Origin of the sequence: Mesorhizobium sp. BR-1-1-10 (assembly GCF_020165595.1) — a bacterium.
GTDB classification, from domain to species: domain Bacteria; phylum Pseudomonadota; class Alphaproteobacteria; order Rhizobiales; family Rhizobiaceae; genus Mesorhizobium; species Mesorhizobium australicum.
In genome coordinates this window covers 273323-300315 of sequence record NZ_JAIUIL010000006.1, presented here as the reverse complement: position 1 = coordinate 300315, position 26993 = coordinate 273323, and the positions used below count along the sequence as shown (strand labels likewise).

At 62.7% G+C, this 26993-nt stretch carries 24 protein-coding genes, 1 tRNA gene and 1 riboswitch; of the genes, 11 read left to right on the top strand and 14 right to left on the bottom strand.

The annotated features are described in order from the left end of the window. Positions 1-2: 2 nt before the first annotated feature. The 3 genes from LB555_RS15450 (at position 3) to LB555_RS15440 (ending at position 3212) form a co-directional block, all read left to right on the top strand. A complete protein-coding gene (locus LB555_RS15450) occupies positions 3-1268 on the top strand; it encodes an ATP-binding protein (protein ID WP_015319296.1) in 1266 nt (421 codons plus the stop codon). Positions 1269-1382: 114 nt separating this feature from the next. Further along, positions 1383-2108 carry a phosphate signaling complex protein PhoU gene (phoU, locus tag LB555_RS15445; RefSeq protein WP_015319295.1) on the top strand — a complete coding sequence of 242 codons (726 nt, stop codon included), beginning with the start codon at positions 1383-1385 and terminating at the stop codon, positions 2106-2108. Between the two features lie 96 nt (positions 2109-2204). After that, the gene (locus LB555_RS15440) at positions 2205-3212 is read left to right on the top strand and encodes a magnesium and cobalt transport protein CorA (protein ID WP_015319294.1); all 1008 of its coding nucleotides are present in this window, start codon (positions 2205-2207) and stop codon (positions 3210-3212) included. Between the two features lie 99 nt (positions 3213-3311). Here the strand turns inward: LB555_RS15440 and LB555_RS15435 are convergent, their stop codons facing one another. Beyond that, positions 3312-3830, bottom strand: a complete 519-nt coding sequence (locus LB555_RS15435) for a GcrA family cell cycle regulator (protein ID WP_140821329.1) — start codon at positions 3828-3830, stop codon at positions 3312-3314. Between the two features lie 356 nt (positions 3831-4186). Between LB555_RS15435 and LB555_RS15430 the strand changes: the two genes are divergently transcribed. The 3 genes from LB555_RS15430 (at position 4187) to LB555_RS15420 (ending at position 7510) form a co-directional block, all read left to right on the top strand. Further along, the gene (locus LB555_RS15430; RefSeq protein WP_224683196.1) at positions 4187-5386 is read left to right on the top strand and encodes an aspartate aminotransferase family protein; all 1200 of its coding nucleotides are present in this window, start codon (positions 4187-4189) and stop codon (positions 5384-5386) included. 16 nt (positions 5387-5402) lie between these two features. Continuing rightward, a complete protein-coding gene (gene argF / locus LB555_RS15425) occupies positions 5403-6314 on the top strand; it encodes an ornithine carbamoyltransferase (RefSeq protein WP_140660683.1) in 912 nt (303 codons plus the stop codon). 164 nt (positions 6315-6478) lie between these two features. Continuing rightward, positions 6479-7510 carry an Hsp33 family molecular chaperone gene (locus LB555_RS15420; RefSeq protein ID WP_140660684.1) on the top strand — a complete coding sequence of 344 codons (1032 nt, stop codon included), beginning with the start codon at positions 6479-6481 and terminating at the stop codon, positions 7508-7510. A gap of 74 nt (positions 7511-7584) precedes the next feature. On the opposite strand, the gene apaG is transcribed toward LB555_RS15420, so the two are convergent. Then, positions 7585-7977: a Co2+/Mg2+ efflux protein ApaG gene (gene apaG, locus LB555_RS15415; RefSeq protein WP_023772981.1), complete on the bottom strand. Its 393-nt coding sequence runs from the start codon at positions 7975-7977 to the stop codon at positions 7585-7587. Positions 7978-8196: 219 nt separating this feature from the next. Between apaG and LB555_RS15410 the strand changes: the two genes are divergently transcribed. Further along, positions 8197-9348 (top strand): ceramide glucosyltransferase, encoded by a 1152-nt coding sequence (locus tag LB555_RS15410; RefSeq protein WP_224683195.1) that lies wholly within the window; start codon positions 8197-8199, stop codon positions 9346-9348. A gap of 30 nt (positions 9349-9378) precedes the next feature. On the opposite strand, the gene LB555_RS15405 is transcribed toward LB555_RS15410, so the two are convergent. Beyond that, on the bottom strand, positions 9379-10569 hold the full coding sequence (locus LB555_RS15405; RefSeq protein WP_015319287.1) for an O-succinylhomoserine sulfhydrylase: 1191 nt from the start codon (positions 10567-10569) through the stop codon (positions 9379-9381). 56 nt (positions 10570-10625) lie between these two features. Continuing rightward, positions 10626-10703: riboswitch (SAM riboswitch) on the bottom strand. 159 nt (positions 10704-10862) lie between these two features. Here LB555_RS15405 and LB555_RS15400 point away from each other — a divergent pair. Next, positions 10863-11957, top strand: a complete 1095-nt coding sequence (locus LB555_RS15400) for a 2'-deoxycytidine 5'-triphosphate deaminase (RefSeq protein WP_224683194.1) — start codon at positions 10863-10865, stop codon at positions 11955-11957. 141 nt (positions 11958-12098) lie between these two features. Here the strand turns inward: LB555_RS15400 and araD1 are convergent, their stop codons facing one another. From araD1 to chvE, 4 genes are all read right to left on the bottom strand, one after another. Continuing rightward, positions 12099-13091 (bottom strand): AraD1 family protein, encoded by a 993-nt coding sequence (araD1, locus tag LB555_RS15395; protein WP_015319285.1) that lies wholly within the window; start codon positions 13089-13091, stop codon positions 12099-12101. Positions 13092-13293: 202 nt separating this feature from the next. Then, positions 13294-14586, bottom strand: a complete 1293-nt coding sequence (gene mmsB, locus LB555_RS15390) for a multiple monosaccharide ABC transporter permease (RefSeq protein ID WP_015319284.1) — start codon at positions 14584-14586, stop codon at positions 13294-13296. Continuing rightward, positions 14583-16115, bottom strand: coding sequence for a multiple monosaccharide ABC transporter ATP-binding protein (mmsA, locus tag LB555_RS15385; RefSeq protein ID WP_140660687.1), 1533 nt, complete (start codon positions 16113-16115; stop codon positions 14583-14585). The genes mmsB and mmsA overlap by 4 nt, the downstream gene beginning before the upstream one ends. Before the next feature lie 161 nt (positions 16116-16276). Then, positions 16277-17347: a multiple monosaccharide ABC transporter substrate-binding protein gene (gene chvE / locus LB555_RS15380; RefSeq protein WP_015319282.1), complete on the bottom strand. Its 1071-nt coding sequence runs from the start codon at positions 17345-17347 to the stop codon at positions 16277-16279. A gap of 291 nt (positions 17348-17638) precedes the next feature. Here chvE and LB555_RS15375 point away from each other — a divergent pair, with 291 nt between their 5' ends. Then, positions 17639-18628: a LysR family transcriptional regulator gene (locus LB555_RS15375; RefSeq protein ID WP_140722844.1), complete on the top strand. Its 990-nt coding sequence runs from the start codon at positions 17639-17641 to the stop codon at positions 18626-18628. Positions 18629-18713: 85 nt separating this feature from the next. Here LB555_RS15375 and LB555_RS15370 read toward each other — a convergent pair whose 3' ends face one another. Continuing rightward, complete coding sequence (locus LB555_RS15370) at positions 18714-18980, bottom strand: hypothetical protein (protein WP_181166261.1); 267 nt, start codon at positions 18978-18980, stop codon at positions 18714-18716. Between the two features lie 364 nt (positions 18981-19344). Here LB555_RS15370 and LB555_RS15365 point away from each other — a divergent pair, with 364 nt between their 5' ends. Next, entirely contained in the window at positions 19345-20106 is a 762-nt protein-coding gene (locus LB555_RS15365) for a Stf0 family sulfotransferase (protein WP_224683193.1), read from the top strand. Between the two features lie 67 nt (positions 20107-20173). On the opposite strand, the gene LB555_RS15360 is transcribed toward LB555_RS15365, so the two are convergent. From LB555_RS15360 to LB555_RS15340, 5 genes are all read right to left on the bottom strand, one after another. Continuing rightward, positions 20174-20247, bottom strand: a tRNA-Gly gene (locus tag LB555_RS15360). Positions 20248-20299: 52 nt separating this feature from the next. After that, complete coding sequence (locus LB555_RS15355) at positions 20300-22231, bottom strand: acyltransferase family protein (RefSeq protein WP_224683192.1); 1932 nt, start codon at positions 22229-22231, stop codon at positions 20300-20302. A gap of 207 nt (positions 22232-22438) precedes the next feature. Continuing rightward, positions 22439-23932, bottom strand: coding sequence for a hypothetical protein (locus LB555_RS15350; RefSeq protein ID WP_140660690.1), 1494 nt, complete (start codon positions 23930-23932; stop codon positions 22439-22441). Further along, a complete protein-coding gene (locus tag LB555_RS15345; RefSeq protein WP_224683191.1) occupies positions 23929-24387 on the bottom strand; it encodes a GtrA family protein in 459 nt (152 codons plus the stop codon). Before LB555_RS15345 ends, LB555_RS15350 begins: the two co-directional genes overlap by 4 nt. Positions 24388-24419: 32 nt before the next feature. Next, positions 24420-25448, bottom strand: a complete 1029-nt coding sequence (locus LB555_RS15340) for a glycosyltransferase family 2 protein (RefSeq protein ID WP_210241762.1) — start codon at positions 25446-25448, stop codon at positions 24420-24422. A 343-nt stretch (positions 25449-25791) separates the two neighbouring features. Between LB555_RS15340 and LB555_RS15335 the strand changes: the two genes are divergently transcribed. Continuing rightward, the gene (locus LB555_RS15335) at positions 25792-26055 is read left to right on the top strand and encodes a DUF6460 domain-containing protein (RefSeq protein ID WP_023770995.1); all 264 of its coding nucleotides are present in this window, start codon (positions 25792-25794) and stop codon (positions 26053-26055) included. A 3-nt stretch (positions 26056-26058) separates the two neighbouring features. Here LB555_RS15335 and LB555_RS15330 read toward each other — a convergent pair whose 3' ends face one another. Then, entirely contained in the window at positions 26059-26961 is a 903-nt protein-coding gene (locus tag LB555_RS15330) for a histone deacetylase (RefSeq protein ID WP_224683190.1), read from the bottom strand. Between the last annotated feature and the right edge of the window lie 32 nt (positions 26962-26993).

The following is a 26993-nucleotide window of genomic DNA, read 5'->3' as shown; positions in this document are numbered from 1 at the left end:
GAATGACCGAGCTGGGCGCAGAGCAGAAGAGCACGGGGCAAGCTGTGGCCGCTCGGCTGTGGCACAGCCGCTGGCTGCTTGCGGCCGGTGTCGTGGCGGTTCTGATCGCCTTTGGCTTCGCGGGCTTTTCCGCCTACGTGCTGGTGCCGGCGCTGCTCCTGCTGCCGGCCGCGGCAATATTGCCGGTCACCGGCGCCCGCCATTCCGCGGGGAACGCCGCGGCGATCGAGGCGATTGGCTTGCAGCGCCTGTCCGGTGAATATCTGGCGGCCGCCGTGGCCGACCCGCTCATCATCTTCGACCACGCCGCCACCATCGTCCACGCCAACGCCGCCGCCTTTGCCGCCTTTGGCGGCATCGCGCCCGGCATATCGCTGCCGCTGAAATTCCGGGCGCCGGAAATGCAGGCGCTGCTGGACAGTGTGCTGTCGGGCACTGTCGCCTCGGATGTCGTCGACTACACGGAGAAACTGCCTGTCGAACGGGCCTACCGGGTCAGCGCATCCTCGGTCGGGCATGGCACCGATCTTTATGTGCTGGTTTTCAAGGACCAGAGCGAGGCGCGGCGTATCGACCGCATGCGCGCCGATTTCATTGCCAATGCCAGCCACGAATTGCGCACCCCGCTGGCCTCGATCGCGGGCTTCATCGAAACGCTGCGCGGACCGGCCCGCAACGATCCGGCGGCGCGCGAGCAGTTCCTCCAGATCATGCAGAACCAGACCGGCCGCATGGCGCGCCTGATCGACGACCTCCTGTCGCTGTCGCGATTGGAGATGAAGCCCTATCTCAAGCCGGGAACCGAAGTCGATCTGCGCCAGACCGTCGACAGCGTCATCGATTCGCTCGGCCCGCTCGCCCGCGAAAACAATGTCGCCATCGAGCGCGATTTCGCCAAGGGGCCGCTCGATGTGCCGGGCGATCGCGACGAGCTGTTCCAGGTGTTCGAGAACCTTTTGGAAAATGCCTGCAAATACGGCCAGTCGGGCGGTCGTGTCGTGGTGTCGATCGCGCGCGGCGATGATGGTTCCGAACCCGGCATCGACGTCACCATCAGGGATTTTGGTCCCGGCATCCCCGAGGAGCACATACCGCGCATCACCGAGCGCTTCTATCGTATCGATGTCGAGACCAGCCGGACCCAGAAGGGCACGGGGCTTGGCCTGTCGATCGTCAAGCACATCCTGACGCGTCACAACGCCAGGCTGACGATCAGGTCCGAGGTCGGCAAGGGCGCCGCCTTCTCGGTCCATTTGCCGGCGCACTGATACTGCCCTAGTTTTCCACGGGGCCGTTTCTTTTTTCTGTCATCCCGTTAGCGTATCAGCGGGGATTCGAGGAAACGACTCAAAGACAAGATCCCGTGGGAAGGCATTTCATCCATGCAGTCCGTTCACATTGTCAGCGCCTATGACGAGGAACTGAAATATCTGTCGAAGCGCATCGCCGCGATGGGGGGCCATGCCGAGCGTATGGTCGAGCAGGCGGTCGCCGCCCTGGTCAACGCCGATCCGGGGCTGGCCCAGAAGGTCATCCGAGACGACGCCGTCCTGGATGAGGGACAGCGTGAGATCGACGACAAGGCGATCATCATCATCGCCAGGCGTCAGCCTATGGCGACTGACCTGCGCGAGATCGTCGGCGCCATCCGCATTTCGGCCGACCTCGAGCGCGTCGGCGACCTCGGCAAGAACGTCGCCAAGCGGGTGGTTGCCGTTACCGACGGCCGGCAGCCGACCAGCCTGTTTCGCGGCCTGGAGGCTCTGGCCAATTTGGCGCTGACCCAGCTGAAGGAAGTGCTCGACGTCTATGCGTCGCGCTCGGTCGACAAGATCGGCTTCGTGCGCGACCGTGACGACCAGATCGATGCCATGTACACGTCGCTGTTTCGCGAATTGCTGACCTACATGATGGAAGATCCGCGCAACATCACGCCCTGTACGCATCTGCTGTTCTGCGCCAAGAATATCGAGCGGATCGGCGATCACGCCACCAACATCGCCGAGACCATCTACTATATCGTCACCGGCGACCAGATGCCCGCCGACCGGCCGAAAGGCGACAAGACCGACAAGATCGGCCTCCCCGAGGCGCTGCCGGTGAAGTGAACGCACGTCCTCTCGAACGCTTGATCATATTGCGCTAGACTATCCCAAGATAAGCTTGCCGGTTCCCAGGGAAGGCAACGCTTTCGGGAGGCTGCCATGGAATATGTCCGGGAGTTCAAGGCCTCGCCGCCGACATCGGGCATCATCGCCTGCGGTGTCTATACCGCCGGGCGCCGTATCGCCGATATTCCGATCGAGGAAGCGGGCGAATGGGCCAAGAAGTCGGGACATGTCGTCTGGATCGGGCTGCTTGAGCCTGATCGCGAACTTCTGCTGCGCGTCAAGGCGCAGTTTCATCTGCATGAACTGGCGATCGAGGATGCCGAGCATCCGCACCAGCGGCCAAAGATCGAGCAATATGGCGATGCGCTGTTCATCGTCGCCCGCACGGCGCAGCTGATCGACGGGCGCGTCACCTTCGGCGAGACACATCTGTTTGTCGGCTCAGGCTATATCGTCAGCGTCAGGCACGGTCCTTCGACATCCTATGCCGCCGTGCGGCAGCACTGGGAAAGCTGCCCGCACTCGCTGGCCAAGGGAGAGGATTTCGTCCTCTATGCCATTCTCGACTTCATCGTCGACAATTACATGCCCGTGCTCGAGCAGATCGAGGACGAGGTCGAGGCGATCGAGGACAAGGTCCTGCTGAAGCCAATGACCGGCCCCGACATCGAACGCCTTTACATGCTGCGCCGCGACCTCCTGCGCCTGCGCAACGCGGCATTGCCCCTGGTGGAAGTCTGTCGCCGGCTGACCAGCGCCGACCTGCCGCAGATCCATTCGGCCATGCACCCGCTGTTCCGCGACGTTACGGATCATATCCGTACCGTCCAGGAGAAGATCGACAGTCTGCGCGAGGTGCTGGCCTTTGCCTTCGAGGCCAGTCTTCTGGTCGGCCAAAGCCAGGAAACGGCGATCTCCAAGAAACTCGCTTCATGGGCGGCCATCCTGGCGGTGCCAACCGCATTCGCCGGCATCTACGGCATGAACTTCACCGACATGCCGGAGCTGAAGATGGCATATGGCTATCCGATGGTGCTGGCCACCATCGCGCTTATCTGCTGCTTCCTTTATTGGCGCTTCAGGAAGAACGGCTGGCTGTGAGGAAGTCGGTAGTCGGTAGTGAGTAGTCGGTAGTGGTTGGTGGGAGCGCTTGTTTCCTCACTACTCACTACTCACTACTCACTACTCACTACTCACCGCTTATCTATTCCGCCGCCGCTCCGCCGCCGGCTGGAACGCCACGCGGGCATGGTATTTACAGTAGGGACCGGTTTCAGCGGCTTCGTTGCCGCAGAAATTGAAGTCCTCCGAAAGGGGATCGCCGTTCGGCCATTTGCAGGTGCGCTCGGTCAGTTCGACGAGCTGCAGATGCCGTGAGATCGGCACCACGACGTTCTCGACCGGACGGATGTAGTGCCGCGCCACCGGTTCGGCCTCGAATTGCGTCTGAAGAGCCGTCGCGCCGATCGAAGTCGTGACGTGGCGTGCCGTGCTTGCGGCGCGCGCCACCGACTTCTGGACGGTCGATCCCTGCGTCGCCTTCTTCTGGCGCGCCGGCGTCGCCGTTGCGCGACCGCGACCCGACAGCTTCAGCCGGTGCACCTTGCCGATGACGGCATTGCGGCTGACCCCTCCAAGCTGCGCGGCAATCTGGCTTGCGCTCAGACCCTCCGACCACAGTTTTCTCAAGAGTTCTACCCGCTCGTCAGTCCAGTTCATGACCGCGCTCCTCATAAGCGTGCGGCAATCAGAATCCATTCCCGACCCAGCACCACTGCTGGGGCAGACACCACATATATCTGGTGATTAGGTCCGCCGCACGAAATCTAGTTATTTCTCGACTACAACTACTCTATGCGCTGACTCGGTGACAAGAGTCCCAAGTGCAACACGAATCGGTTTTTTCGGTTTTCCCCAACTTGCCCGGTCGCTCATGAGCCGGCGTTGCGTCGGGGAGCTTGCCGCGCGCCACTACGCGACGTTTTCGTTGACTTCATGGCCGAAAAACACGATAAGCCGCAGCAGGCCGCCGCTTTGGCGGCTTTTTTGATTTTCCGGTACCGGAGACGCATATAATGAGCGGTTCGGCGCTTTACGAGACCTTTGCTCGCGCACCCCTGGCCTTCGACCATGGGGAAGGCACTTGGCTGGTTACCGACAAGGGCGAGCGATATCTCGATTTCGCCGGCGGCATCGCGGTCAATTCGCTTGGCCATGGCCATCCGCACCTTGTCGCGGCCCTCACCGAGCAGGCGGCGAAACTCTGGCACGTCTCCAATCTCTATGAGATCCCGGGGCAGAGCAGACTTGGCGAGCGGCTGGCTGATGCCACCTTCGCCGACAAGGTGTTCTTCACCAATTCCGGCGCCGAGGCGCTGGAATGCGCGATCAAGACGGCGCGGCGCTACCACTTCGTCAAGGGACATCCCGAGCGCTTCCGCATCATCACCTTCGAAGGCGCCTTCCATGGCCGCACGCTGGCGACCATCGCGGCAGGCGGCCAGTTCAAATATCTCGAAGGCTTCGGACCCAAGGTTGAAGGCTTCGACCAGGTTGGCTTCGACGACATCGACGCCGCCGAGAAGGCGATCACGCCCGAGACCGCCGCGATCCTGATCGAGCCGGTGCAAGGCGAGGGCGGTATCCGCCCAGTACCGACACAGTCGCTCAAGCGGCTGCGGCAGCTCTGCGAACAGCACGGCCTGTTGTTGATATACGACGAGGTCCAGTGCGGCATTGGCCGTACCGGCAAGCTGTTCGCACATGAGTGGTCCGCGGTGACGCCCGACATCATGGCAATCGCCAAGGGCATTGGCGGCGGCTTCCCGATGGGCGCCTGCCTTGCCACCGACGAGGCGGCCGTCGGCATGACCGCCGGCGTGCACGGCACCACATTCGGCGGCAATCCGCTCGCAATGGCGGTCGGCAACGCCGTGCTCGACGTCGTTCTGGAAGACGGCTTCCTGGAGGATGTCCAGCGCAAGGCGCTGCTGATGAAGCAGGGGCTAGCCTCGATAGCCGACGAATTCCCCGAAATTGTCGAGGATATCAGGGGCACCGGGCTGATGCTCGGCCTCAAATGCGCGATGCCTAACGGCAAGGTGAACATGGCGCTGCGCGACCAGCATTTGCTGGCGGTTCCGGCCGGCGACAACGTCATTCGCCTGCTGCCACCGCTCACCGTCACCGACGCCGAGATTCACGAAGCGCTCAACCGCATCCGCGCCGGCGCCAAGGGCCTGTCGGAGGCGATCGCCTCCGCCGCCGCGAAGTAATCCGGAACCATTCCTGATGTCAGTTCGCCATTTCACTGATCTTTCCACCGTTTCCGAAGGCGATTTGCGCTTCATGCTGGATGATGCGGTGACGCGAAAGGCGCGTCTCAAGGCCGGCGAGCGGAGCAAGCCGCTCGAAGGCAAGGTGCTGGCCATGATCTTCGACAAGCCGTCGACGCGCACGCGCGTTTCTTTCGACGTCGGCATGCGCCAGCTCGGCGGCGAGACCATCATGCTGACCGGCACCGAGATGCAGCTCGGCCGCTCCGAGACAATCGCCGACACCGCCAAGGTGCTGTCGCGCTACGTCGATGCGATCATGATCCGCACCACCTCGCATGAGCGGCTGCTGGAGCTGACCGAGAATGCCACCGTTCCGGTGATCAACGGACTGACCGACGACACCCACCCTTGCCAGCTGATGGCCGACATCATGACTTTCGAGGAGCATCGCGGTCCGGTGGCCGGCAAGACGATTGCTTGGACCGGCGACGGCAACAATGTGCTGCACTCGCTGCTCGAGGCCTCGGCACGGTTCCGCTTCAATCTCAACGTCGCCGTGCCCGAAGGCAGCGAACCGGCGCAGAAGCATGTCGACTGGTCCAAGGCGCATGGCGGCAAGCTGCATTTCACCCGCTCGCCCGAGGAAGCCGTCGACCAGGCCGACTGCATCGTCACCGATTGCTGGGTGTCGATGGGACAGGAACACCGTGCTCGCGGGCACAATGTCTTCTCGCCCTATCAGGTCAACGCGGCGCTGATGGCCAAGGCCAAGCCGGATGCATTGTTCATGCACTGCCTGCCGGCCCATCGCGGCGAGGAAGTGACCGACGAGGTCATCGACGGGCCGCATTCGGTGGTCTTCGACGAGGCCGAGAACCGGCTCCATGCCCAGAAGGCAGTGCTTGCCTGGTGCCTCGGTGCTTGAAGTGTCTTGGTGCTTGAAGTGTCTTGGGGCTTGAAGTGTCTTGGGCGCCCGAAATGCCCAGGCGCCTGAAATGCCCAGGCGCTTGATCTGCGGCGGCGCGATGCCTATCTGCGCCGCATCACGCAAATCAAGCGCGTTTGGACGCATGTGCCCACCAGGGCCGCATGGCCGCGCCCTGGAGCTTTGTCATGTTGGAAAGCCATCAAGTGACTGAACATCACCCCAAACTCGGCGAGTTCGGCTACGCCGGCGACGATCACGTCGTTCCCTTCGAGGTCGGTCCGCTCGACGTGCGCGGCCGCACGGTCCAGCTTGGGCCGATGCTCGACGCCATCCTTGGCCGCCACGATTATCCCGAGCCGGTCGCCCGCCTGCTGGCGGAAGCCTGCGTGCTGACCGTTCTGCTCGGCACCTCGCTCAAATTCGAAGGCAAGTTCATCCTGCAGACCCGTACCGACGGGCCTGTAGACATGCTGGTCGCGGACTTCTCCACGCCCTCGGCACTGCGCGCCTATGCACGCTTCGATGCGGATCGGCTCGAAGCACTGGTCGCGGCAGGCGAGACGTCCCAGCAGACGCTGCTTGGCAGCGGCGTGCTGGCGCTGACCATCGACCAGGGCGCCCATACCCAGCGCTACCAAGGCATCGTCCAGCTCGACGGCGAAACGCTGGAAGACGCGGCGCGCACCTATTTCCGTCAGTCGGAACAGATCCCGACCGATATCAGGCTCTCGGTCGCCAAGCTGCTGACGCCCGGGATCGGCGGCGCGCGCGAGCAATGGCGCGCCGGCGGCATCCTGGCGCAGTTCCTGCCGCAATCGCCCGAGCGCATGCGCATTCCGGACCTGCCGGGTGGGGACGGCGATCCGCGCGAGGAAGTCCACGATCCGGCCGATAATTCCTGGCAGGAACTCCTGGCCTTGCTCGGCACCATCGAGCCGACCGAATTGATCGACCCGACCATCGGCGCCGAGCGGCTGCTGTATCGTCTGTTCCATGAGCATGGCGTGCGCGTCTTCGGCGGCGTTCCCGTGGCCGATCAGTGCTCATGCTCCCGCGACAAGATCCGTGGCATCCTCGAAGGCTTCTCCGCGCAGGAGATCAAGGACAGCACCGAGGATGGCGGCATCCATGTCGCCTGCGAATTCTGCTCGACGCAGTACGACTTCGATCCAGCCGAGTTTGCGGCTCAGTAAAGCGTTTCCTTCTCTCCGTTCCGCGGGGAGAAGGTGCCCGAAGGGCGGATGAGGGGCGGCGCGACCGTCGGCCCTCAGTTCACTGTGCGCCTTGTCCCCGGCAGATCGAGCGAGAAGGCTGGGATGGCGATGTCGAACGTCTCGCCGCGCTTGTTGCGCATCGTGTAGCGTCCGACCATGATCCCGGAGGGTGTCGAGAGCGGGCAGCCGGACGTGTACTGATAGCTGTCGCCGGGATTGAGTTCCGGCTGGTCGCCGACAACGCCCGGCCCGCGGACCTCCTCGACCCGGCCGGCACCATCGGTGATGTGCCAATAGCGCGACAGAAGCTGCACGAACTCGTCAGACTGGTTGTCGATCGTTATCTGATAGCCCCAGACGTAGCGGTTCTCCTGGGGATCTGAACGATCCTCCAGATAGAACGGCCTGACCTGCACTTCGATGTTGCGCGTCACGGCGCGGTACATGAGCGGCTCCAAAACAATCCGACGACTTTCGACGCTCGCGGTGAGCAGGTCAACGTGCGCGTCCTGTCGCGCCTGGGATTGAAACGCAGGTGCCGGCAAAGAATGTCATTTAAGTGACACACGACAATGGTGGTGTGCGCGAACCGGGCGACTCGGCCCTCTGTCGAACTGTTGAAAACGGCCGCGACGCGGGCCGACTTCCGGAGTGACCAGATCTCGATGGAACTCACTCTCATATCCGCCTCGCTTTCGACCGCACTCATCCTCTCAAACGCTGCCAGCATCCTGCTTGCCGCTTCACAGCTGAAACGGCGCACCACGATTGCCCCGCCGGCGGGCAGATCGCCGGCGGTGTCGATTGTCGTCCCGTCGCGCGGCGTCGAGCCATTCACACATGAGACGCTGGAACGCGCCTTCGCGCTCGACTGGCCACGCTACGAACTGATCTTCTGCGTCGCCCATGCCGACGACCCGGTGGTCAAACTGATAAACAGGGCGATTGCCCGGTTTCCGCAGGTGCCGGCCCGGCTGTTGATCGGCGACGACCGTGTCAGTGCCAATCCAAAGCTCAACAACTGCGTCAAAGGCTGGGAAGCGGCGCGCCACGACTGGGTCATTCTTGCCGATTCCAACGTTCTGATGCCGAGGGACTATGTCGAGCACATGATGGCGGCGTGGCAGCACGGTACCGGCCTTGTCTGCTCGACGCCGATCGGCTCCAGGCCAGATGGTTTCTGGGCCGACGTCGAATGCGCCTTCCTCAACACATTGCAGGCCCGCTGGCAGTATGCCGGCGCGGCGCTCGGCCTCGGCTTCGCGCAGGGCAAGAGCATGCTGTGGAAGAAGCCGATGCTGGACGCCAATGGCGGCATACGCGCGCTGGCCGCCGAGATCGCCGAGGACGCCGCCGCAACCAAGCTGGTGAACGGCCTCGGCCTGCGTGTCAACCTCGTTGCCGCCCCCTTCGAGCAGCCGCTCGGCCAGCGCACGTTTGGCGAGATCTGGTCGCGCCAGGCCCGCTGGGCGCGCCTGCGCCGCGTCACTTTCCCGCTGTTCTTCGCGCCCGAGATCCTGACTGGTGCGGCGGTCCCGCTGGTTCTTGCGCTGATTGCCGCGGCGAGCGCCGGCATTAGTCTCTGGGCGACCGCGATTGCCGTGCTGGCTGCGTTCTATCTTCCGGAATGCGCTCTGGCCCTGGCCAAGGGTTGGCACGTCTCGACGGGCATGATCGCGGCGACGGTCGCGCGGGACGTCATGCTCCCGGCCATCTGGGCGCGCGGCTGGCTCGGCGGCGCCGTCGACTGGCGCGGCAACGCCATGACCATCCGGACCAAGACGGCGGAACTGGAGGAGACGCCGTCGAGCGCCTGATCGCTGCTGACGACGCTTCCTGGACGAAACCTATTTGGCGGCCTTCAAGGCTTGGGCGATATCTTCCAGCAGATCGTCCGTATCCTCCAGGCCGACCGACAGCCTGAGCGTACCTGGCCCGATGCCGAGTTCGGCGCGGGCCTCATCGCTGAGGTTCTTGTGGGTGGTCGTCGCCGGATGGGTGATCAGGCTCTTGGCGTCGCCGAGATTGTTCGAGATCAGCACGATGTCGAGGGCGTTCTGCAGGGCGAAGGCCGCCGGCTTGCCGCCCTTGACGTCGAGGCAGATCAGCGTCGAGCCACCCGACATCTGCTTCTTGACGATATCGGCCTGCGGGTGGTCGGCACGGCCGGGATAGATGACGCGGGCGATCTGCGGCTGCCCGGCCAGGAAGTCGGCGATCCTGCCGGCGCTCTCGGTCTGCTGGCGCACGCGCAGCGGCAAGGTTTCCAGGCCCTTCAGCAGCGTCCAGGCGTTGAACGGCGACAGGCTGGGACCGGTGTGGCGGAAATAGTCGTGCAGGTTCTCGTCAATCCACTTCTTGTCCGACAGGATGACGCCGCCCAGGCAGCGGCCCTGGCCGTCAATGTGCTTCGTGGCCGAGTAGACGACGATGTGCGCACCAAGCTGCAACGGCTTCTGTTGCAGCGGCGTGGCAAAGACATTGTCGACGACCAGCCGCGCGCCGATCGAATTGGCAAGCGAGGCGACGGCAGCGATGTCGACGACCTCGAGCGTCGGGTTGGTCGGGCTTTCCAGGAAGAACAGCTTGGTGTTCGGCCTGACCGCCTTTTCCCAATTGGCGATCTCGGTGCCGTCGACCAAGGTCGCCTCGATGCCATAGCGCGGCGCCAGCGTCTCGACCACCCAGCGGCAGGAGCCGAACAGCGCGCGCGCGGCCACGATGTGGTCGCCGGCCTTGACGCTGCACAGAAGGGCAGCCGTCACCGCCGCCATGCCCGACGCCGTGGCGCGCGCGTCTTCGGCGCCTTCAAGCGCGCACATGCGCTTTTCGAACATGTCGACGGTCGGGTTGGCGTAGCGCGAATAGATGAAACCAGGCTCTTCGCCCTTGAAGCGGGCCTCGGCGGCCTGCGCCGTCTGATAGACATAGCCCTGGGTCAGGTACATCGCCTCGGAGGTTTCGCCGAAGCCGGAACGCAGGGTTCCGCCATGCACGAGTGCCGTCTGAGGTTTCCAGTTGCGCTTCTTGGTGCTCATCGCTTTGTTCCAGACACAAAAAAACCGGCCGCGAAAGTCGCAACCGGTCCATACGGCCTTGCGGCCCGACGGTCCTTTAGCGACTTGTTTAACGTGGCTGCAAGCCGACCGGCCAAATCACCACGGGATAACGACCCTTTAGACCCGCGCCACGCTTGCGTCAATTGCCGGCTTCATTAAGACGTTTGTACCAAGGCAGGTTCCGCAGAAGTGCCCCGCGGTTTTGCGGCAAGAACCTGCAACAAACAAGAACCTGCAAACGAAAGAGACCAGTCTTGGGGCGGAGCCAGACTTTGCGGCAGACAGGCATTCTTCCCGATCAGGACATATCGGCGCTGTTCCGGTCCGGCGCGCTGAAGTCGCCGCGCGCGCTTGATGCCGACCAGATCCAGCCGGCGAGCCTTGATCTCAGATTGGGCGAAAAGGCCTGGCGGGTTCGCGCCTCGTTCCTGCCCGGTCCCAACCACAAGGTGTCGGAAAAGCTCGATCGGCTGCAACTGCACGAGATCAGTCTGACCGAAGGCGCGGTCCTCGAAACCGGCTGCGTCTATATTGTGCCGCTGCTCGAAAGTCTGGCCCTGCCGGCTGACATTTCGGCCTCGGCCAATCCGAAGAGCTCGACCGGGCGGCTCGACATCTTCACCCGCGTCATGACCGATCGGGGCCATGAGTTCGATAAGATCGCCGCCGGCTACAACGGTCCGCTCTATCTCGAGGTCAGCCCGCGCACCTTTCCGATCATCGCGCGCACGGGTTCGCGCCTGTCTCAAATCCGCTTTCGCACCGGCAACGCGCTGCTTTCGGAAGCCGAGTTGCATGAGCTGCATCGTGCCGAGATGCTGGTCGCCACGGAGCCGCCGAACATTTCCGGCGGCGGCATCGCGCTGTCGATCGACCTCAATGGCGACAAGGATGGGTTGGTCGGCTATCGCGGCAAGCACCACACCGGCCTCGTCGATGTCGACAAGCGCGCCGCGCAGGATGTCCTCGACTTCTGGGAGCCGATCCACAAGAGCCGCGCCGGCGAACTGGTGCTCGATCCCGACGAGTTCTACATCCTCGTCAGCCAGGAGGCGGTGCATGTGCCGCCGCTCTACGCCGCCGAGATGACGCCGTTCGATCGGCTGGTCGGCGAGTTTCGTGTCCATTATGCCGGCTTTTTCGATCCGGGTTTCGGCCATTCGGCGGCCGGCGGCACCGGCAGCCGGGCGGTGCTCGAAGTGCGCAGCCACGAAGTGCCGTTCATCCTCGACCACGGCCAGATCGTCGGCCGGCTGGTCTACGAGCATATGCTGAAGCGACCGCAGGCGCTCTACGGCACCGATCTCGGCTCGAACTACCAGGCGCAGGGCCTGAAGCTGTCAAAGCATTTCCGCGCCGTGCGCTAAGGTTGAAGCTGCCGACCTCGCTCTTGTGGGAGAGATGCCCGGCAGGGACGTGACTGAAACCTATTGCCAGATCGGCGGGACAGCGCCCCGCTCTGGCTTGCCAGCCATTCCCCACGAGAGGGGAATCACGCGCTCATGGCTTCAAAGCGCCTTCACCGACACCTTCACCGGCTTCTCGATCTCGAGCGGGTTGCGCAGCGGCAGTCCGAAGTCCCCGGCCTCGATCTCGAACACGTCGCCGGCCTCCGTCTTGATGCCGTCGGCGAAGGATAGCGTCGCGGTGCCGAACATATGCACATGCACGTCGCCAGGCTGGCGGAAGGCCGAATATTTGAAGTGGTGGTGTTCGAGATTGGCGATGGTGTGGGACATGTTCGTTTCACCCGACAGGAAGGGTTTCTCCCACAATGCCTTGCCGTCGCGCAGGATGCGCGACGTGCCGCGGATGTCCGAAGGCAGGTCTCCGATCAGGATCTCCGGGCCGAAGGAGGCATTGCGCAGCTTGGAATGGGCGAGGAAGAGATAGTTGACGCGCTCGGTCACATGGTCCGAGAATTCGTTCGACAAGGTGAAGCCGACGCGGAATGGCGCCCCGTCATCGCCGATGACATAGATCCCGGCGACCTCTGGTTCCTCGCCAGCATCCTTGGCAAAGGCCGGTGACATGAGCGCCGCGCCAGGCGCGACTGCCATGGTGCCGTTGCCCTTGTAGAACCATTCCGGCTGCACGCCGACCTGGCCTTTCGCGGGCTTGCCGCCTTCCAGTCCCATGCGGAACATCTTCATGGAATCGGTAAGTTGCTCCTCGCCGTCGGTGCTGAGCTTCTTGTGCATGGAATCGCGCGTCGCCGCCGACCCCAGATGCGTCAGCCCGGTGCCGGTCAGGTGCAGATGCGCCGGGTCGGGGTGATTGATCGGCGACAGCAGGCGCCCCCTTTTGTAGGCGGCGTCGAGATCGATCGTCTCGCCAAGCCCCTTGCGTTCGATCAGGGCGGCCAGGCCGACGCCGGTGCGGGCAGCCTCCATCGCCAGCGAATAGACGCTGCGCGCCCCGTTGATGATCCGGGTCTTCCCGCCGCTGCGGGCAACGACACGGATCGTCTCGGCGTCGTCGAGAATCTGCGAGATCAGCATGATCAGTCCTCTCTCATTTATCTGTATCCGGCTGCCAATGGGCAAATCCTGACCGGCGCGGCGCGGAAACGCGCCACGGTTGAAACGCTTCGTCCGGATTGCGTTCGCGAGCCTGGTCCTTCCCCGGACTTCTTGGTGCCGACGGGCTGCCGGCAGCTTCGCGATCTAGAACCGGTATGCCTCCTAGTCCTCGCCCCAGCCCTCAAGCCTTGTTCTTGTTGTAGACGTCGAAGATCACGGCCCCGAGCAGCACCAGGCCCTTGACCACCTGCTGCCAGTCGACATTGACGCCCATGATCGACATGCCGTTGTTCATCACGCCCATGATGAAGCCGCCGACCACCGCGCCGATGACCTGGCCGACGCCGCCCATCGCCGAGGCGCCGCCGATGAAGACGGCCGCGATGACGTCGAGCTCGCTGCCGAGGCCCGCGGCCGGCACGGCCTGGCCGAGACGTGCGGCGATGATCAGCCCGCCGAGCGCCGACAGAACGCCCATATTGACGAACACCCAGAGCGTCAGCCTTTCGGTGTTGATGCCCGACAGTTGCGCAGCCTTGGCGTTGCCTCCCATGGCGTAGATGCGGCGGCCGATGGTCATGCGCTTGGTGACGAAGACGAACAGCGAGATCAGCACGCCCATCACCAGGAGCACGATCGGCAGGCCCCGATAGGTCGCGAACTGGAAGACCAGGAAGAGCGCCAGCGCGCTGCCGACCAGGGTCTTGATGACGAACAGGGTGAAAGGCTCGGCCTCATAACCGTGGAGTTCGCGCTTGCGTCGCGTCCTGAAGCCGAAATAGGCGTAGGCGAGCACCGCGATCAGGCCCAGCACGACTGTCGTCATGTGAAGCGTCAGGCCACTGCCCAAAACGGTCTTGCCGGCCGCGTTCACCGTCGGCGGGATCAGGGTCAGCGGGCCGATGACATCGGGGATGAAACCGGAACTCAGCGCCTTGAAACTGTCGGGAAGCGGGCCGACCGAGGAGCCGCCGCCAAGCAGCGCCTGGCAGATGCCGCGGAAGATCAGCATGCCGGCGAGCGTCACGATGAAGCTTGGTATGCGGTGATAGGCGATCCAGTACCCTTGCGCGCCACCGATCAACCCGCCGACGATGAGGCAGACGATCGAGACAACGAGCGGATTGCTGAATATGCCGAGCGGCCAGATGACCATCATCATGGCGGCAAGCGCGCCGATGAAGCCGGCGACCGATCCTACGCTGAGATCGATATAGCCGGCGACGATGACCAGCAGCATGCCGAGCGCCATCACGATGATGAACGAGTTCTGCTGCACCAGGTTGCTGAGGTTGACCGGTTTGAACAGCGTTCCCGACGTCGTGTACTGGAAGAACAGCATGATGACGATCAGCGCGATGATCAGGCCGTATTCGCGCAGATTCGTCGTCAGCGCCGAGACGGCGACGCGAGGACCCTGCTTGACGTCCTCGGCGGTGCCGCTTTGGGGTGCGGGAGCGCTGTCTGTGCTCATGATGCTTTTCCTTCTCCGCGAACAATGGCGCGCATGATTTTTTCCTGGCTGGCGTCGCTTGCCGCCATTTCGCCGACGATGCGCCCTTCGTTCATGACATAGATTCTGTCGGTGATGCCGAGCAATTCCGGCATTTCAGACGAGATGACGATGATCGCTTTGCCCTCGGCGGCAAGGCGAGCGATGATTGTATAGATTTCGTACTTGGCGCCGACGTCGATGCCGCGCGTCGGCTCATCGAGGATCAGGACTTCCGGGTCGGCGAACAGCCATTTCGACAGCACCACCTTCTGCTGGTTGCCGCCAGAGAGATTGCCGGTCAGCTGATAGACGCTGGAGGCGCGGATATTGGTCTTCTTGCGATAGTCGTTGGCGACGCTCATTTCGCGCATATCGTCGATCACGCCGCCACTGGAAACGCCGCCGAGGTTGGCCAGCGTCACATTGTGCTTGATATGGTCGATGAGGTTCAGTCCATAGGTCTTGCGGTCCTCGGTGACATAGGCGATGCCGTTCTGCACGGCCTTGCCCACTGTGGAAAGGTCCACGGGCTTGCCGTTGAGCAGCACCTCGCCGCTGATGCGCCGGCCATAGGAGCGGCCGAACAGGCTCATGGCGAATTCGGTGCGGCCGGCGCCCATCAGTCCCGCAATGCCGACAACTTCGCCCTTCCGCACCTTGAGGTCGATGCTCTTGATCACTTGCCGTTCGGCATGGATCGGGTGGTAGACGGACCAGTCCTTGACCTCGAAAATGACGTCGCCGATGCTAGGTTCGCGCGGCGGGTAGCGATCGTCGAGGGATCGGCCGACCATCGAGGTGATGATGCGGTCCTCGCTGATGTCCTTCCTCGGCAATGTCTCGATCGTGCGCCCGTCGCGGATCACCGTCACCTTGTCGGCGACGCGGTTCACCTCGTTGAGCTTGTGGGAGATCAGGATCGAGGTCATGCCCTGCCGCTTGAACTCGAGCAATAGATCGAGCAGCGCCTGGCTGTCCTTCTCGCTGAGCGATGCTGTCGGCTCGTCGAGGATCAGCAGCTTCACTTCCTTGCTGAGCGCCTTGGCGATCTCGACCAGCTGCTGCTTGCCGACGCCGATATGGGTGATCAGCGTCTTGGGGTCTTCCTTGAGCCCGACTTTCTTCAAAAGCTCGGCCGTGCGCGCCTCGTTGGCGTCCCAGTCGATGACGCCGTATCTGGCTTGCTCGTTGCCGAGGAAAATGTTCTCGGCGATCGACAGCATCGGCACCAGCGCAAGCTCCTGGTGGATGATGACGATGCCCTTGTGTTCGCTGTCATGAATGCCTTTGAACTGGCATTCTTGGCCCTGAAAGATGATCTGGCCATCATAGGTGCCGGAGGGATAGACGCCCGAAAGCACCTTCATCAGTGTCGATTTTCCGGCGCCGTTCTCGCCGACCACGGCATGGATTTCGCCTTCCTCGACGTGGAGGTTGACGTTCGACAGCGCCTTCACGCCGGGGAACGTCTTGGTGATGTCGCGCATCTCCAAAATCGTCGAGGTCATCAGGCAAGCTCCTCCTAGACTTTCTTTTTTAGGCGATTCCTGACGGAAAACCGCTGCGCAATTTCCGGGAATGGCTCTAGGCCGGCAGAGACAATACCGGGGCCGCTTGTGAACGAAAAGGGGCCCTGCGTCGCGCAGGACCCCTGCCTTTGTAACCGGGATTACTTCAGGTCTTCGGCCTTGATGTAGCCTGAGTCGACGACCAGGGCCTGGTAGTTCGACTTGTCGACCTCATGCGGCGTCAGCAGGATCGAGGGAACCACCTTGACGTCGTTGTTGTAGGTCTTTTCGTCGAGGCCTTCCGGCTTGCCGCCGGAGAGCACCTTGTCGACCAGCTGCACCGTGGCCTTGGCCAGTTCGCGGGTGTCCTTGAACACGGTCGAGTACTGCTCGCCCGAGATGATCAGCTTGACCGAGGCGGTCTCGGCGTCCTGACCGGTCACGATCGGCCAGGGCTGTGCGTCGGTGCCGTAACCGACAGCGCGCAGCGAGGCGGTGATGCCGCGCGACAGGCCGTCATAGGGCGACAGAACGCCATCGACGCGGCTGCCGTCCGAGTAGTTGGCCGACAGAAGGTTGTCCATGCGCGCCTGGGCGGTAGCGGCGAGCCAGCGCAGCGTGCCGACCTTGTCCATGCCGGTCTGGCCGGACTTGATCTTGATCGAGCCGTCGTCGATCAGCGGCTGCAGGACGGAGATCGCGCCATTGTAGAAGAAGAAGGCGTTGTTGTCGTCGGGCGAGCCGCCGAACAGTTCGACGTTCCACGGCTTGGTGTTCGGGAAACGCTCCTTGAGGCCCTTGACCAGGGAATTTGCCTGGATCACGCCGACGCCGAAATTGTCGAAGGTGGTGTAATAGTCGACATTCTTGGTCTTCTTGATCAGGCGGTCATAAGCGACGACGACGACGCCCGCGTCGTTGGCCTTCTGCAGCGCATCCGACAGCGTGGTGCCGTCGATCGAGGCGATGATCAGCGCCTTCGGACCCTTGGTGATTTCGTTTTCCAGCTGGCTGAGCTGGTTGGGGATGTCGTCCTGCGCGTATTGCAGGTCGACAGTGTAGCCGAGCGCCTCGAGCTGGGATTTGACGGCGTCGCCGTCATTGATCCAGCGTTGCGAGGTCTTGGTCGGCATCAGCACGCCGACAAGACCCTTGTCGGCCGCGTGCGCCTGATAGGTCATGGCAGCGATGCCAAGGGCCGCCACGGCGGCCAGCGTCTTGATAATCTTCACATTACTCTCCCTGGTTGATGGACGCGACACCTCGGGGCTTCGCGGGCCGCGCAGCCAGACAGGAGCGCAAACGCGCCGCTGTCGGCATTATCGATCTCCGGTATCCTCCCAATCGGCTCCGCGACGCAGTTTCAATCGATACGATTTTGATCGCTACCGACCCTTGCGTCCCGGAACGCGCGAAGGGTGGGTCCCTTTGCCATAACTGTCAAATGCGATCTTTGGTGGTTGCTATACCGAAACCGGTATGATCTAGCATCCGGAAAGCAATCGGCGAGAAAGCTGGAGATCATGGCGGCATTGCGCGATCCCGATGCGATTCCAGTAAGTTACGAGAAGCTCCCGGGAGACGGTGAGACACTCCTGCGCAGTGGTTTGAGCTTGCGCCACATGCGCATGATCGCCGCCCTCGACGATCACGGACGGGTGAGCGCCGCGGCCCAGGTCATGAACATCTCCCAGCCGGCCGCTTCGCGCATGATCGCCGAGATGGAGGCGGTGCTCGACGTGAAGCTGTGCGAACGGCTGCCGCGCGGAGTGACCCTCACTCCCTATGGCCAGGCGCTTGCCAGGCGGGCCCGCTCGATCCTGCTCGAGATGCGCGAAGCCGACCGCGAGATTGCCGAGCTCAAGGCCGGCAAGGGCGGTTCGGTGTTCCTCGGCGCCGTGACCGCGCCGGCGATCGAATTGGCAGTGCCGGCGATCCGTGAAATCCGCCGCATCTATCCGCGCATCGAGATCACCATGCAGGTCGAGACGTCGAACGTGCTCGCCCGCGAGCTGATCGGCTCGCGCCACGACTTCATCATCGCCCGCATTCCCGACGACCTCAATCCACGACTGTTCGAATCCCGTGTGATCGGCGTCGAGAAGGCCTGCCTGATCGTGCGCCGCGGCCACCCGCTCGCCGGAGGCAATGTGGTGCGGCTGGAAGACACCGCTGCCTATGACTGGGTGTTCCAGTCGGGCGGTTCGCCCTTGCGTCAGGCGATGGAGAGCAACTTCCTGAACCGCAACATCGCGCTGCCGGACCGGATCTTGAACACCAGTTCGCTGCTGCTCACGCTGGTCATGGTCGCGCAATCCGATGCCATCGCGCCGGTCTCGGTGCAGGTGGCGAAGTTCATCCAGAACCCGGACGGGCTTGCCGGCGCCATCGATGTCGTCCAAACCGAATTCGACATCGAGGTCAGGCCTTACAGCCTGATCACCGTCAGGAATCGCGTACTGTCGCCGGCTGCCAAAATGCTGCATGATTTCATCCTGCGCGAAGTGGGGTAATGGAACGAGAACCGCTGCCGCGCGTTCAAACCGTTCGGCATGCGCGCTGGAGCCCGTTGCGGGCGAGGAAACGAGGTGTCGACGATTAACAACTCGGGAGGTTTTTATGGAACGTCGGTTGTTTCTTACTGGAATGCTTGGCCTCGCGGGGGCAGCGGCGTTTGCGAGCGTGGCCGGACCAGGCCGCGCGGTAGCCGGTGTTCCCCAGGGAAACGGAATTCTCGATGAACTGGACAAGCCGGATCCGGCTGTCTTCGAAGGGGATGAAGCGGTCGAGGTAGAGCAGGTCTCGCATCGCGACTGGCATTTTCGCCGCCATCATGGCCACGATGGCTACTGGCGTCGTCGCCACGGGCGACGCCGCGGCTGGAGACGAGTTTGCCGCAGCTACTGGCGCCATGGCCGCCGCCGTACCCGCTGCTGGCGCGAGCGCGTCTGGCTCCGCGTATGGCTGTAATCTCTTCTTGCTGACGCATAAGCCGGCCACCGCAGGTGGCCGGCACCTGTGTTCAGGCTCTTCAAGTCCGGCGTTGATTACCCAACTGTAACGTGTTTGGGACTCGCACTTTTGCCTAGCTGCCGCCGAATCGGCGGAACCATATGAGCCTTTGTCCGTTGAAGCCTGTTTAAAGCGGAGCTTTGACCATGCCGAGGGACCATCAAGAAGAACGGCATTCTGCAATCAAGATCATGCGTGCCGCGGAGAAGCGGCACGCATGAAGGGCGTCGCCATACTGACCGAAGCCCGCAGCGGCTCCGAATGGCTTGGCAGTCTCACGAACAGCACGGGATTGTTGGGCAAGTCGGCCGAGTGGCTCGATACGGCCAATCTGGGGTGCAAGCCGAAATCCTTCGATGACCTGATGTCCGCCGTGATCGATCGCGGCGGAACCGCAAACGGCACGTTCGCCGTGAAACTGTTTCCGCGGCATCTTCACTGGTCGCAGGCCAGATATGGAGTTGACTTCCTCGCTGAATGCAGCCGGCGCCATGCCATGGGCTTGGTCCTGCTGGAGCGGCGGGACCGCCTTCGCCAGGCGATTTCCTATTGCCGGGCAAAGGCGTCGGGGCACTGGAAAAGCACGATGGACGGCGCCGATCTGGTTCCGCGATACGACTTCGCCGGCATCTGCCAGGCCTATTTCCTGATCGAGCAGAGCTATGCCTTCTGGGAAGCTTACCTGCGGCTGGCCGACCTGGCATACGATCACTTTTTTTATGACGATTTGTTGGACGATCCTCGGCCGTACGTTGCGTCGGTGGCCCGGCAGTTGTCGGTTGAAATGCCGGACGGAGAGTTCGAAACGAATTTACGCCTGCAGCGGGACGATCTCACCGAAGACTGGGCGGAGCGGTTCCGCAACGACGTCAAATCGGAAGACTTGCTGGCGCATCTGCCCAGGAAGGTGGCGCCGCGGAACATCAACAATCTCGCCCGGTTCCTCCTCAAGAAGCAGATGCTAACCGGACAGGCCTAGGCGAAATCCCGATAGTGCTGCCAATCGGACAGGGGCCGGGCTAGGCAATCGGCTTTTCGCATCAGACTGGAGCGGGTAGCGGGAATCGAACCCGCGCGTTCAGCTTGGGAAGCTGACAGGCTACCATTACATCATACCCGCGCTGCAGCCTCGTTATCATGACGGCATGGCCTCGGGCAATCGCAAACCGGTCTCACAAGGCGGGCTTCGCCAACTCACCGGTGACGGTCGGCGTTGGCTCCCTGGCCTTTGCGACTTCGCCGCCGGCGGCGAAGCTCGGCCAGTATTTCGAGATGGCCAGCGTCGCGCCGGCGGAAGAGAAATGGCCATAGTCGAAATAGAGAAACTGCTTGCTGCCGGCATCCGCATAGGAGCAACCGGTTGCGTCGCACAGATAGGTGAGCGGGTCGATGAAGGTCGCGCCGTTGGCGAAGAGTTGCACCTGCTTGTTGATGTCGGGATCCATGGCCATCGGCCAGGATGTATTCGCGGCGCCTTCGTGTTTTGCAAAGAAAGCGATCTTCTGGACGTCGGCGATGAACTCCGGAGACTGGCCGATGACATAGACCTTGACACCCATGTCGCGTAGCCGGTCGATCGTCGTCTGCAGGCCATCGAAGCCCCTGGCCTGGTAGTCGGTCCATCGACCGCTCAGGATCACCGCCTGGATATTGGCATCACGGATGATCGACAGCGCCCGTTCGTTGAAGCGGGTGCAGGCCGGCCGGGCATAGGAAAAATAGCTCAGGTTGGGTGGGCAGCCGGCATAGGTATATTGGACGACGTTGGCCTGGATTTTCTGCGCGTTGGCTTCCAGGCCCGATACGTAGTGAGCCGCGAAGGAATCGCCCCACAGCAGCACATTGGTGGCAAAGCCGTGCGTGCGCGTGCAGTCGGCAAGGTTCCAATCCTCGATCCGGCTCGCACCCTCATTGAAGCAGACACCGTTGCGCCAGTCGCCCACCAGGATCCGTTGCGTCGAGAAATCCGGGAACCGCTGCGGAAAGCCCTTGCCCAGCACACCGGCCAGACCGCCGACGCACAGCAGGGCGATCGCCGTCGCCGAAAAGGCGAAGATCGGCAGCGGGGCGGTGAAGGCCCGCTTCCGCCGGAAAGGCTGCTCGACATATTTCCACGAGAAGGTCGCCAGGGCGACGCTGGCCACCGTCATCGCGACGATCATCGGCACCGAGATGGCCTTCAGCGAGAGGTAGTGGACGAAGGAGTTGATCGGCCAGTGAACAAGGTAGAGCGAATAGGAGATGAGGCCGATCCAGACCATCGGGGCGAACTGAAGCACATGCGTGGCGAGGGGCACGGGTCGGTTCGCATGGTTCTGGCCCGCATAGATCAGCAGGGCCGTTCCGACGCAGGGAAACAGGGCGTTATAGCCCGGAAACGGGTCGCTCTCCGAGATCGTCAGGAAGCCGAAGCCGAGCAGTGCAAAGCCGGCCAGGCCGATCAGTTCCGTCGCCGGCCGGCTGGCAAGTGGCGGCGGCCTTTTCAGCATCAGCATGGCGCCCAGCGCCAGTTCCCAGATGCGTGTCGGCAGCAGGTAGAAGCCGGCGGTCGGCGCCAGCGTGGTCGCCATCACCGCCAGGGCAAAACTGCCGATGGTGATGGGCAGAAGTATCGTCAGCCAGCGCTTCGAGGCATAGCGATAGATCAGATAAACCAGGATCGGCGCGAAGATGTAGTACTGTTCCTCGACCGAAAGCGACCATGTGTGCAGCAGCGGCCGCAGTTCGGCGTCGATCGAAAAATAGTTCGTCGTCTTCCAGAAATAGATGTTCGACCAGAAGGTCGAGGCAGCGATCACGCTGAGGCTGAACTCGTGCAGGTCCGACGGCAGGAGGATGAACCATGCCGCGATGCTTGCAAGCAGGATGACGAAGGTCAGCGCCGGCAGGATGCGCCGTGCGCGGCGCCAGTAGAAGCGGCCTATCGAAAACTGGCCGCGCTCGAGATCATCCAGCAAGCTGCCGCTGATCAGATAGCCCGATATGACAAAGAAAATATCGACGCCGGTGAATCCCCCTGGGATGGCGGACACGCCAAAATGAAAGAGCACCACGGGCAGCACGGCAACGGCCCGCAGGCCGTCGATGTCGCGCCTGTAGTTCATTCGGACAGTCCGCGGCTCGCGGCCCGCCGATCTCGTGCGAAGCATGCCACGCCGCTCATGCGACGATGCCTTGGTTGTGCGAAAAATCGTGACGCCGTGGGGTTCACAGGCTCTCCTCTGCGAAACGATTTTGCTGCACTGCAACATGAGTGTCAAGCCGGAACGCCATGCTTTGGACGCCGGCGCAGCCGGTTTGGAAGCGGCCGGTCAGGTTGCCGGCAGGTAGATCACGGCATGGTCATCGGCATAGGCCCGCTTCCAGCCCAACTCGGCGAAGAAGGGGATGCGGGTATCCGCGGCTGTAAGCAGTGCCCAGCCGATGGCGTATTTCTTCAACTGCGCCTCGAGCAGTGGTTTTCCGCCGGTCTGCCCCGTCGCCTCATCCGCTTTCGTGAACCCGCCCAGGAACAGCTGGTCCGTCCTGCCGTCGACATAGGTCTTGATGTCGTGGAAAATCAATGTGCCGCCGAAATTGTAGGAATTCAGCACATTGCCTGCGAGGTGGTGATCCCTGGCGAACGCAAGGGCGCCGCTGGCTGATGTCTTCGGGCTCGGCGCGACCTGGTAGGCGGCGTTGTTGAGCGCAAGCATCGCAACGACCAGCGACACCGCCGTCGCGCCGCGGAGCAGATGGAACCGGCTGGCGAAGAATTTTTCCAGTCCGTCGCGCTCTTCTTTCAGCCAGGCGCCTGCGGACAGGGCGGGATATTGGCGCGCGACCTCGACCGCGACCACCAGGGGAACAAGCAGGAAGAACAGATAGACGAACCGCAGATGCGAAAGGTAGACGTGCAAGGTGAAGACGATGAACAACGCCTTGGCCCAGCCGATCCGTAGCCTCGATGTCAGAAGCCCGAAAAAGGCCAGCAGTATCGCGGCTTCCTGGAGGACCTGTTCCTGGGCATTGAACGGCCGCCACTCCAGGATCAGCGGCACCGCCTCATTGCCATAGGCGACGGTGAGCGTGGCCAGGATGGCCTGCACGCCATAAGGGTGTATCAGGCTGACCAACGGACAGAGCAGGCCAAACGCCACCCACTTCGCCAAAAGTGCGGGTTTCGACAGGCCGGTGCGCGCCAGCAGATCGAGGCCGGCGAAGGCGGCGATGATGAAGCTCAGAGTGAACGTGGCATGCAGGTTCGCCCACAATACGACCAGACCGAGCAGCCAGAGCGGCGGAGCCTTCTCGTCCTGCGCGGCACGAAACAGCATCGTCGTCCAGACGACGATAATCGGTAAGGTGAAGACGTGCGGGCGCGCCGTATAGATCGGGCTGATCAGGAAGGCCGCGACGAATGCCAGCGCTACGGCCAGGACCGGTTTCAGGTGCGCGCTGAGGAACCATCCCGACAGGAAGACCGCGAGACAGATCGTGCCGATGATCAGCGTGACGACGCCGTTCCAGCCACCCGCGCTGTAGGCAAGGGCCAGCAGAACCTGCCCCAGCCATTCCTTGGCAATCCACGGTTGGCCGGCGAAGGTGTAGGAATAGGTGTCGACGGTCGGAAGCGTTCCGTTTGCCAGGAAATCCAGCCCCACTTTGACATGCCACCAGCTGTCGGGGTCCTGCAGGGTTGCGCTGGCAAAGGTTGCCAGAACCGTCGCCATGACACCCGCGCCGATCAGGCAGAATATCAGCCTGGCGCGCTGTGCGTCCTCGAGCGGCGAGAACACTGGAACGATTGCCTCGACCTTGTTCATGTCGCCGCTCCAGGGGACTTCATGTCGATCGCGACCAAGACAGCGTCTTTTGCCGCGCCGACGAAGACGAAACGGACCGAGCCGAGATAGAAGAGGACCGAGTAGAGGCAGTTTCCCGCCAGGTGGACAAACGGATTTTCGACGACGCCGGCGGACATGGCGGCGACCACTATCGTCAGGTTTGCGGTATAAGCCACAACGAAGGCAAGCGCATACCGCACCGCCGTGCCGGAGCGAAAACCGCCTGCACGGCCGAAGGTCCAGCGGCGGTTGAGGAAGAAGCCAAGGACAAGACCGCCGGCATAGCCGGTCATGTTGGCGGCGATGTCGCCAAGGCCCAGCTCCAGCCCAGCCAGGATAAGACAACAGCCCAGCGCCGTGTTGAGCAGCCCGACCGCGCCAAACCGCAGCATCCGCGAAAAGCCGGCCGGAACAATCGACCATATCCTGCCCATGGCGTTCCCGTTACCCACGGTCGACCCTTACCTCAACGACGCGCCGCCCGTTTCACTATTTCCTGGAGGCGGTGGACCGGCAGGTCCTGGTCCTCGGCCGCCGCCTGGCTTCGTGAAACGATCTCGTTGACGAAATAAAGCGGTCGCCGCTTCGTCTCCATGTACATGCGGCCGAGATACTCGCCGAAAATGCCCAGCACCAGAAGCTGGACGCTGCCCAGGATAAGCATGATCGCGGCAAGGCTCGTCCAGCCCGGCAGAACATTGCCGATAGACCATTCGAACAGCGTATAGCCAAGCACGACCAGGCCGAGCAGGCCGAACATCATGCCCAGCAGCGAAGCGAAGCGCAAAGGCACGATCGAAAAGCTGGTCATAGCGTCGACCGCCAGAAGAACCATCTTCTTCAGCGGGTAGTGCGTTGCGCCGGCAAAGCGCCGCTGCCGTTCATAGGGAAAGGCGGCCTGCCTCAGCCCGATCCAGCTCACCATGCCGCGAATGAACCTGTAGCGTTCGGGCATCGCGATCAGATGGTCCAGCGCGCGCCGGCTCATCAGCCGGAAATCTCCGGAGTCCGGCGCGATCTCGACATCGACCATCCGGCCGAGCAGGCGGTAGAACATCGAGGCGGAGGCCAGCTTGAACCAGCTTTCGCCCTCCCGTTTTACCCTTTGGCCGTAGACCACGTCGAAGCCTTCATCCATTTTCGCCATCATTGCGCTCAATAGTTCGGGCGGATCCTGAAGGTCGGCGTCGAGGATGAGAATGCGTTGGCCGCGGCAGAATTCCAGCCCGGCGCTCAAGGCGATCTGATGGCCGTAGTTGCGGGCAAGGTCGATCGCGACCACATGGTCGTCTTTTTCGGCCAGTTCGAAAACGGCATCACGGGTTCCGTCGGTCGCTCCATCGATGACGAGCACGACCTCGTAGGAGAGGCTTTGCTCGAGGCATGCCGCGCTGACGCGTCGATGAAGCTCCGCCACGCCGTCGCGCTCATTGTAGCAAGGCACGACGACCGACAACATGGGTGCGCGGTGCGCGCCGATTTTTCCCGTTCCCACCAAAGCCTGGCTCCCGCTTTGGAATGGCAATAGCGGCAATTGGTTAGAAAACAGAAAACAGGTAAGCCGGGGGTCGTGCGGCCGCCACGCTTTTGGCGGCGCCGATGGCACGTGTCACGAACGAACCGGCAGTTCCATGCGGATGCGGGCACCGCGCCATAAGCCCGCCAGGATCCGGCTTTCACCAGCTGTGGCAGGGCAGAGCGCCCTCCCGATGGCGCCCAACATCTGCCGCGGCTTATCAATTCCCCCGCACCGGCCCCTGGCGGCTTGATGGATGGCCGCCAAGCACGTATCTCTGCGCCGTGCCCATGAATCGGGGCATCTCAATCGGGAGACGGCCTTGTCCGCACTGACGCGCTTTCTCGGCGACTCGCCGCTCAGGATTATTCTGAAGCTGCTGGTGGTATCCTTTCTCGTCGGCCTGGTTATGAACGCTTTCGGTTGGTCGCCGATGGACGTGTTCTACGGCATCCAGAAGTTCTTCATTGATCTATGGAATCTCGGCTTCCACGCCATCGACCGTTTCCTCGGCTACATCCTGCTCGGTGCCGCGATCGTCGTGCCAGCCTTCATCCTGCTCAGGATCGCCAACTACCGGAAGTGACCTTCAGGCATAGTCCGATGCGACCTCGAACAAGATGGCGTGGCGCGCGGCAAGTGCCGGCACATCGGTGGAATAGCCGCCGCCGATGACACCGCAGACGGGAATGCCGAGCGCCCGGAAATGGCCGATGACCATCTTGTCGCGGGCGCGCAGGCCTTTGTCGGAAAGCGACAGCCTGCCGAGCCGGTCCTCGGCATGGACGTCGACGCCGGCATTGTAGAAGACGATGTCCCAACGCGCCTTGGCCGACAGCTCCGGCAGGATGGTATCGAGCCTTTCGACATAGGCGGCGTCGCCCGTGCCGTCGGGCAGGGCGACGTCGAGGTCGGAGGCGATCTTGCGCGCGGGGTAGTTGCGCTCGCCATGCATGGAGAAGGTAAAGGCGCGCGGCTCGTCGCCCAGAATATCCGCCGTGCCGTCGCCCTGGTGCACGTCGAGATCGACCACCAGGATATTGTGTGCCGCGCCCTCCTCAAGCAGCACCAGCGAGGCGACGGCGACGTCGTTGAAAGTGCAGAAGCCGGCGCCTTGCGCGCGCCGCGCATGATGGCTGCCGCCGGCGGTATTGCAGGCAATGCCGTGACGCAAGGCAAGCCGCGCCGCCGCCACCGTGCCACCGGTGGCAAGCTGCGCGCGCAACGAGACGCGCGGGCCGACCGGAAAGCCGATCTCTCGCTCGATTTTTTCAGGGACCGAACAACCGACGACCTGCTCGACATAATCTGCCGCATGGGCGAGCTTAAGCCAAGACGCAGGCGCGGGTTCGGCTGTGTTGAGCGCCCCGGCTCCGGCCAGGCCGCGTGCTCGCAGGGCCTCCATCAGCAGCGGATATTTGCTCATCGGAAAGCGATGGCTGGTCGCGAAGCCGGCGTCGTAGTCGGGATGGTGGACGATCTGCAGGGGCATGAACTGGGTCGGACGGTTTCGCGCCAGAGCGG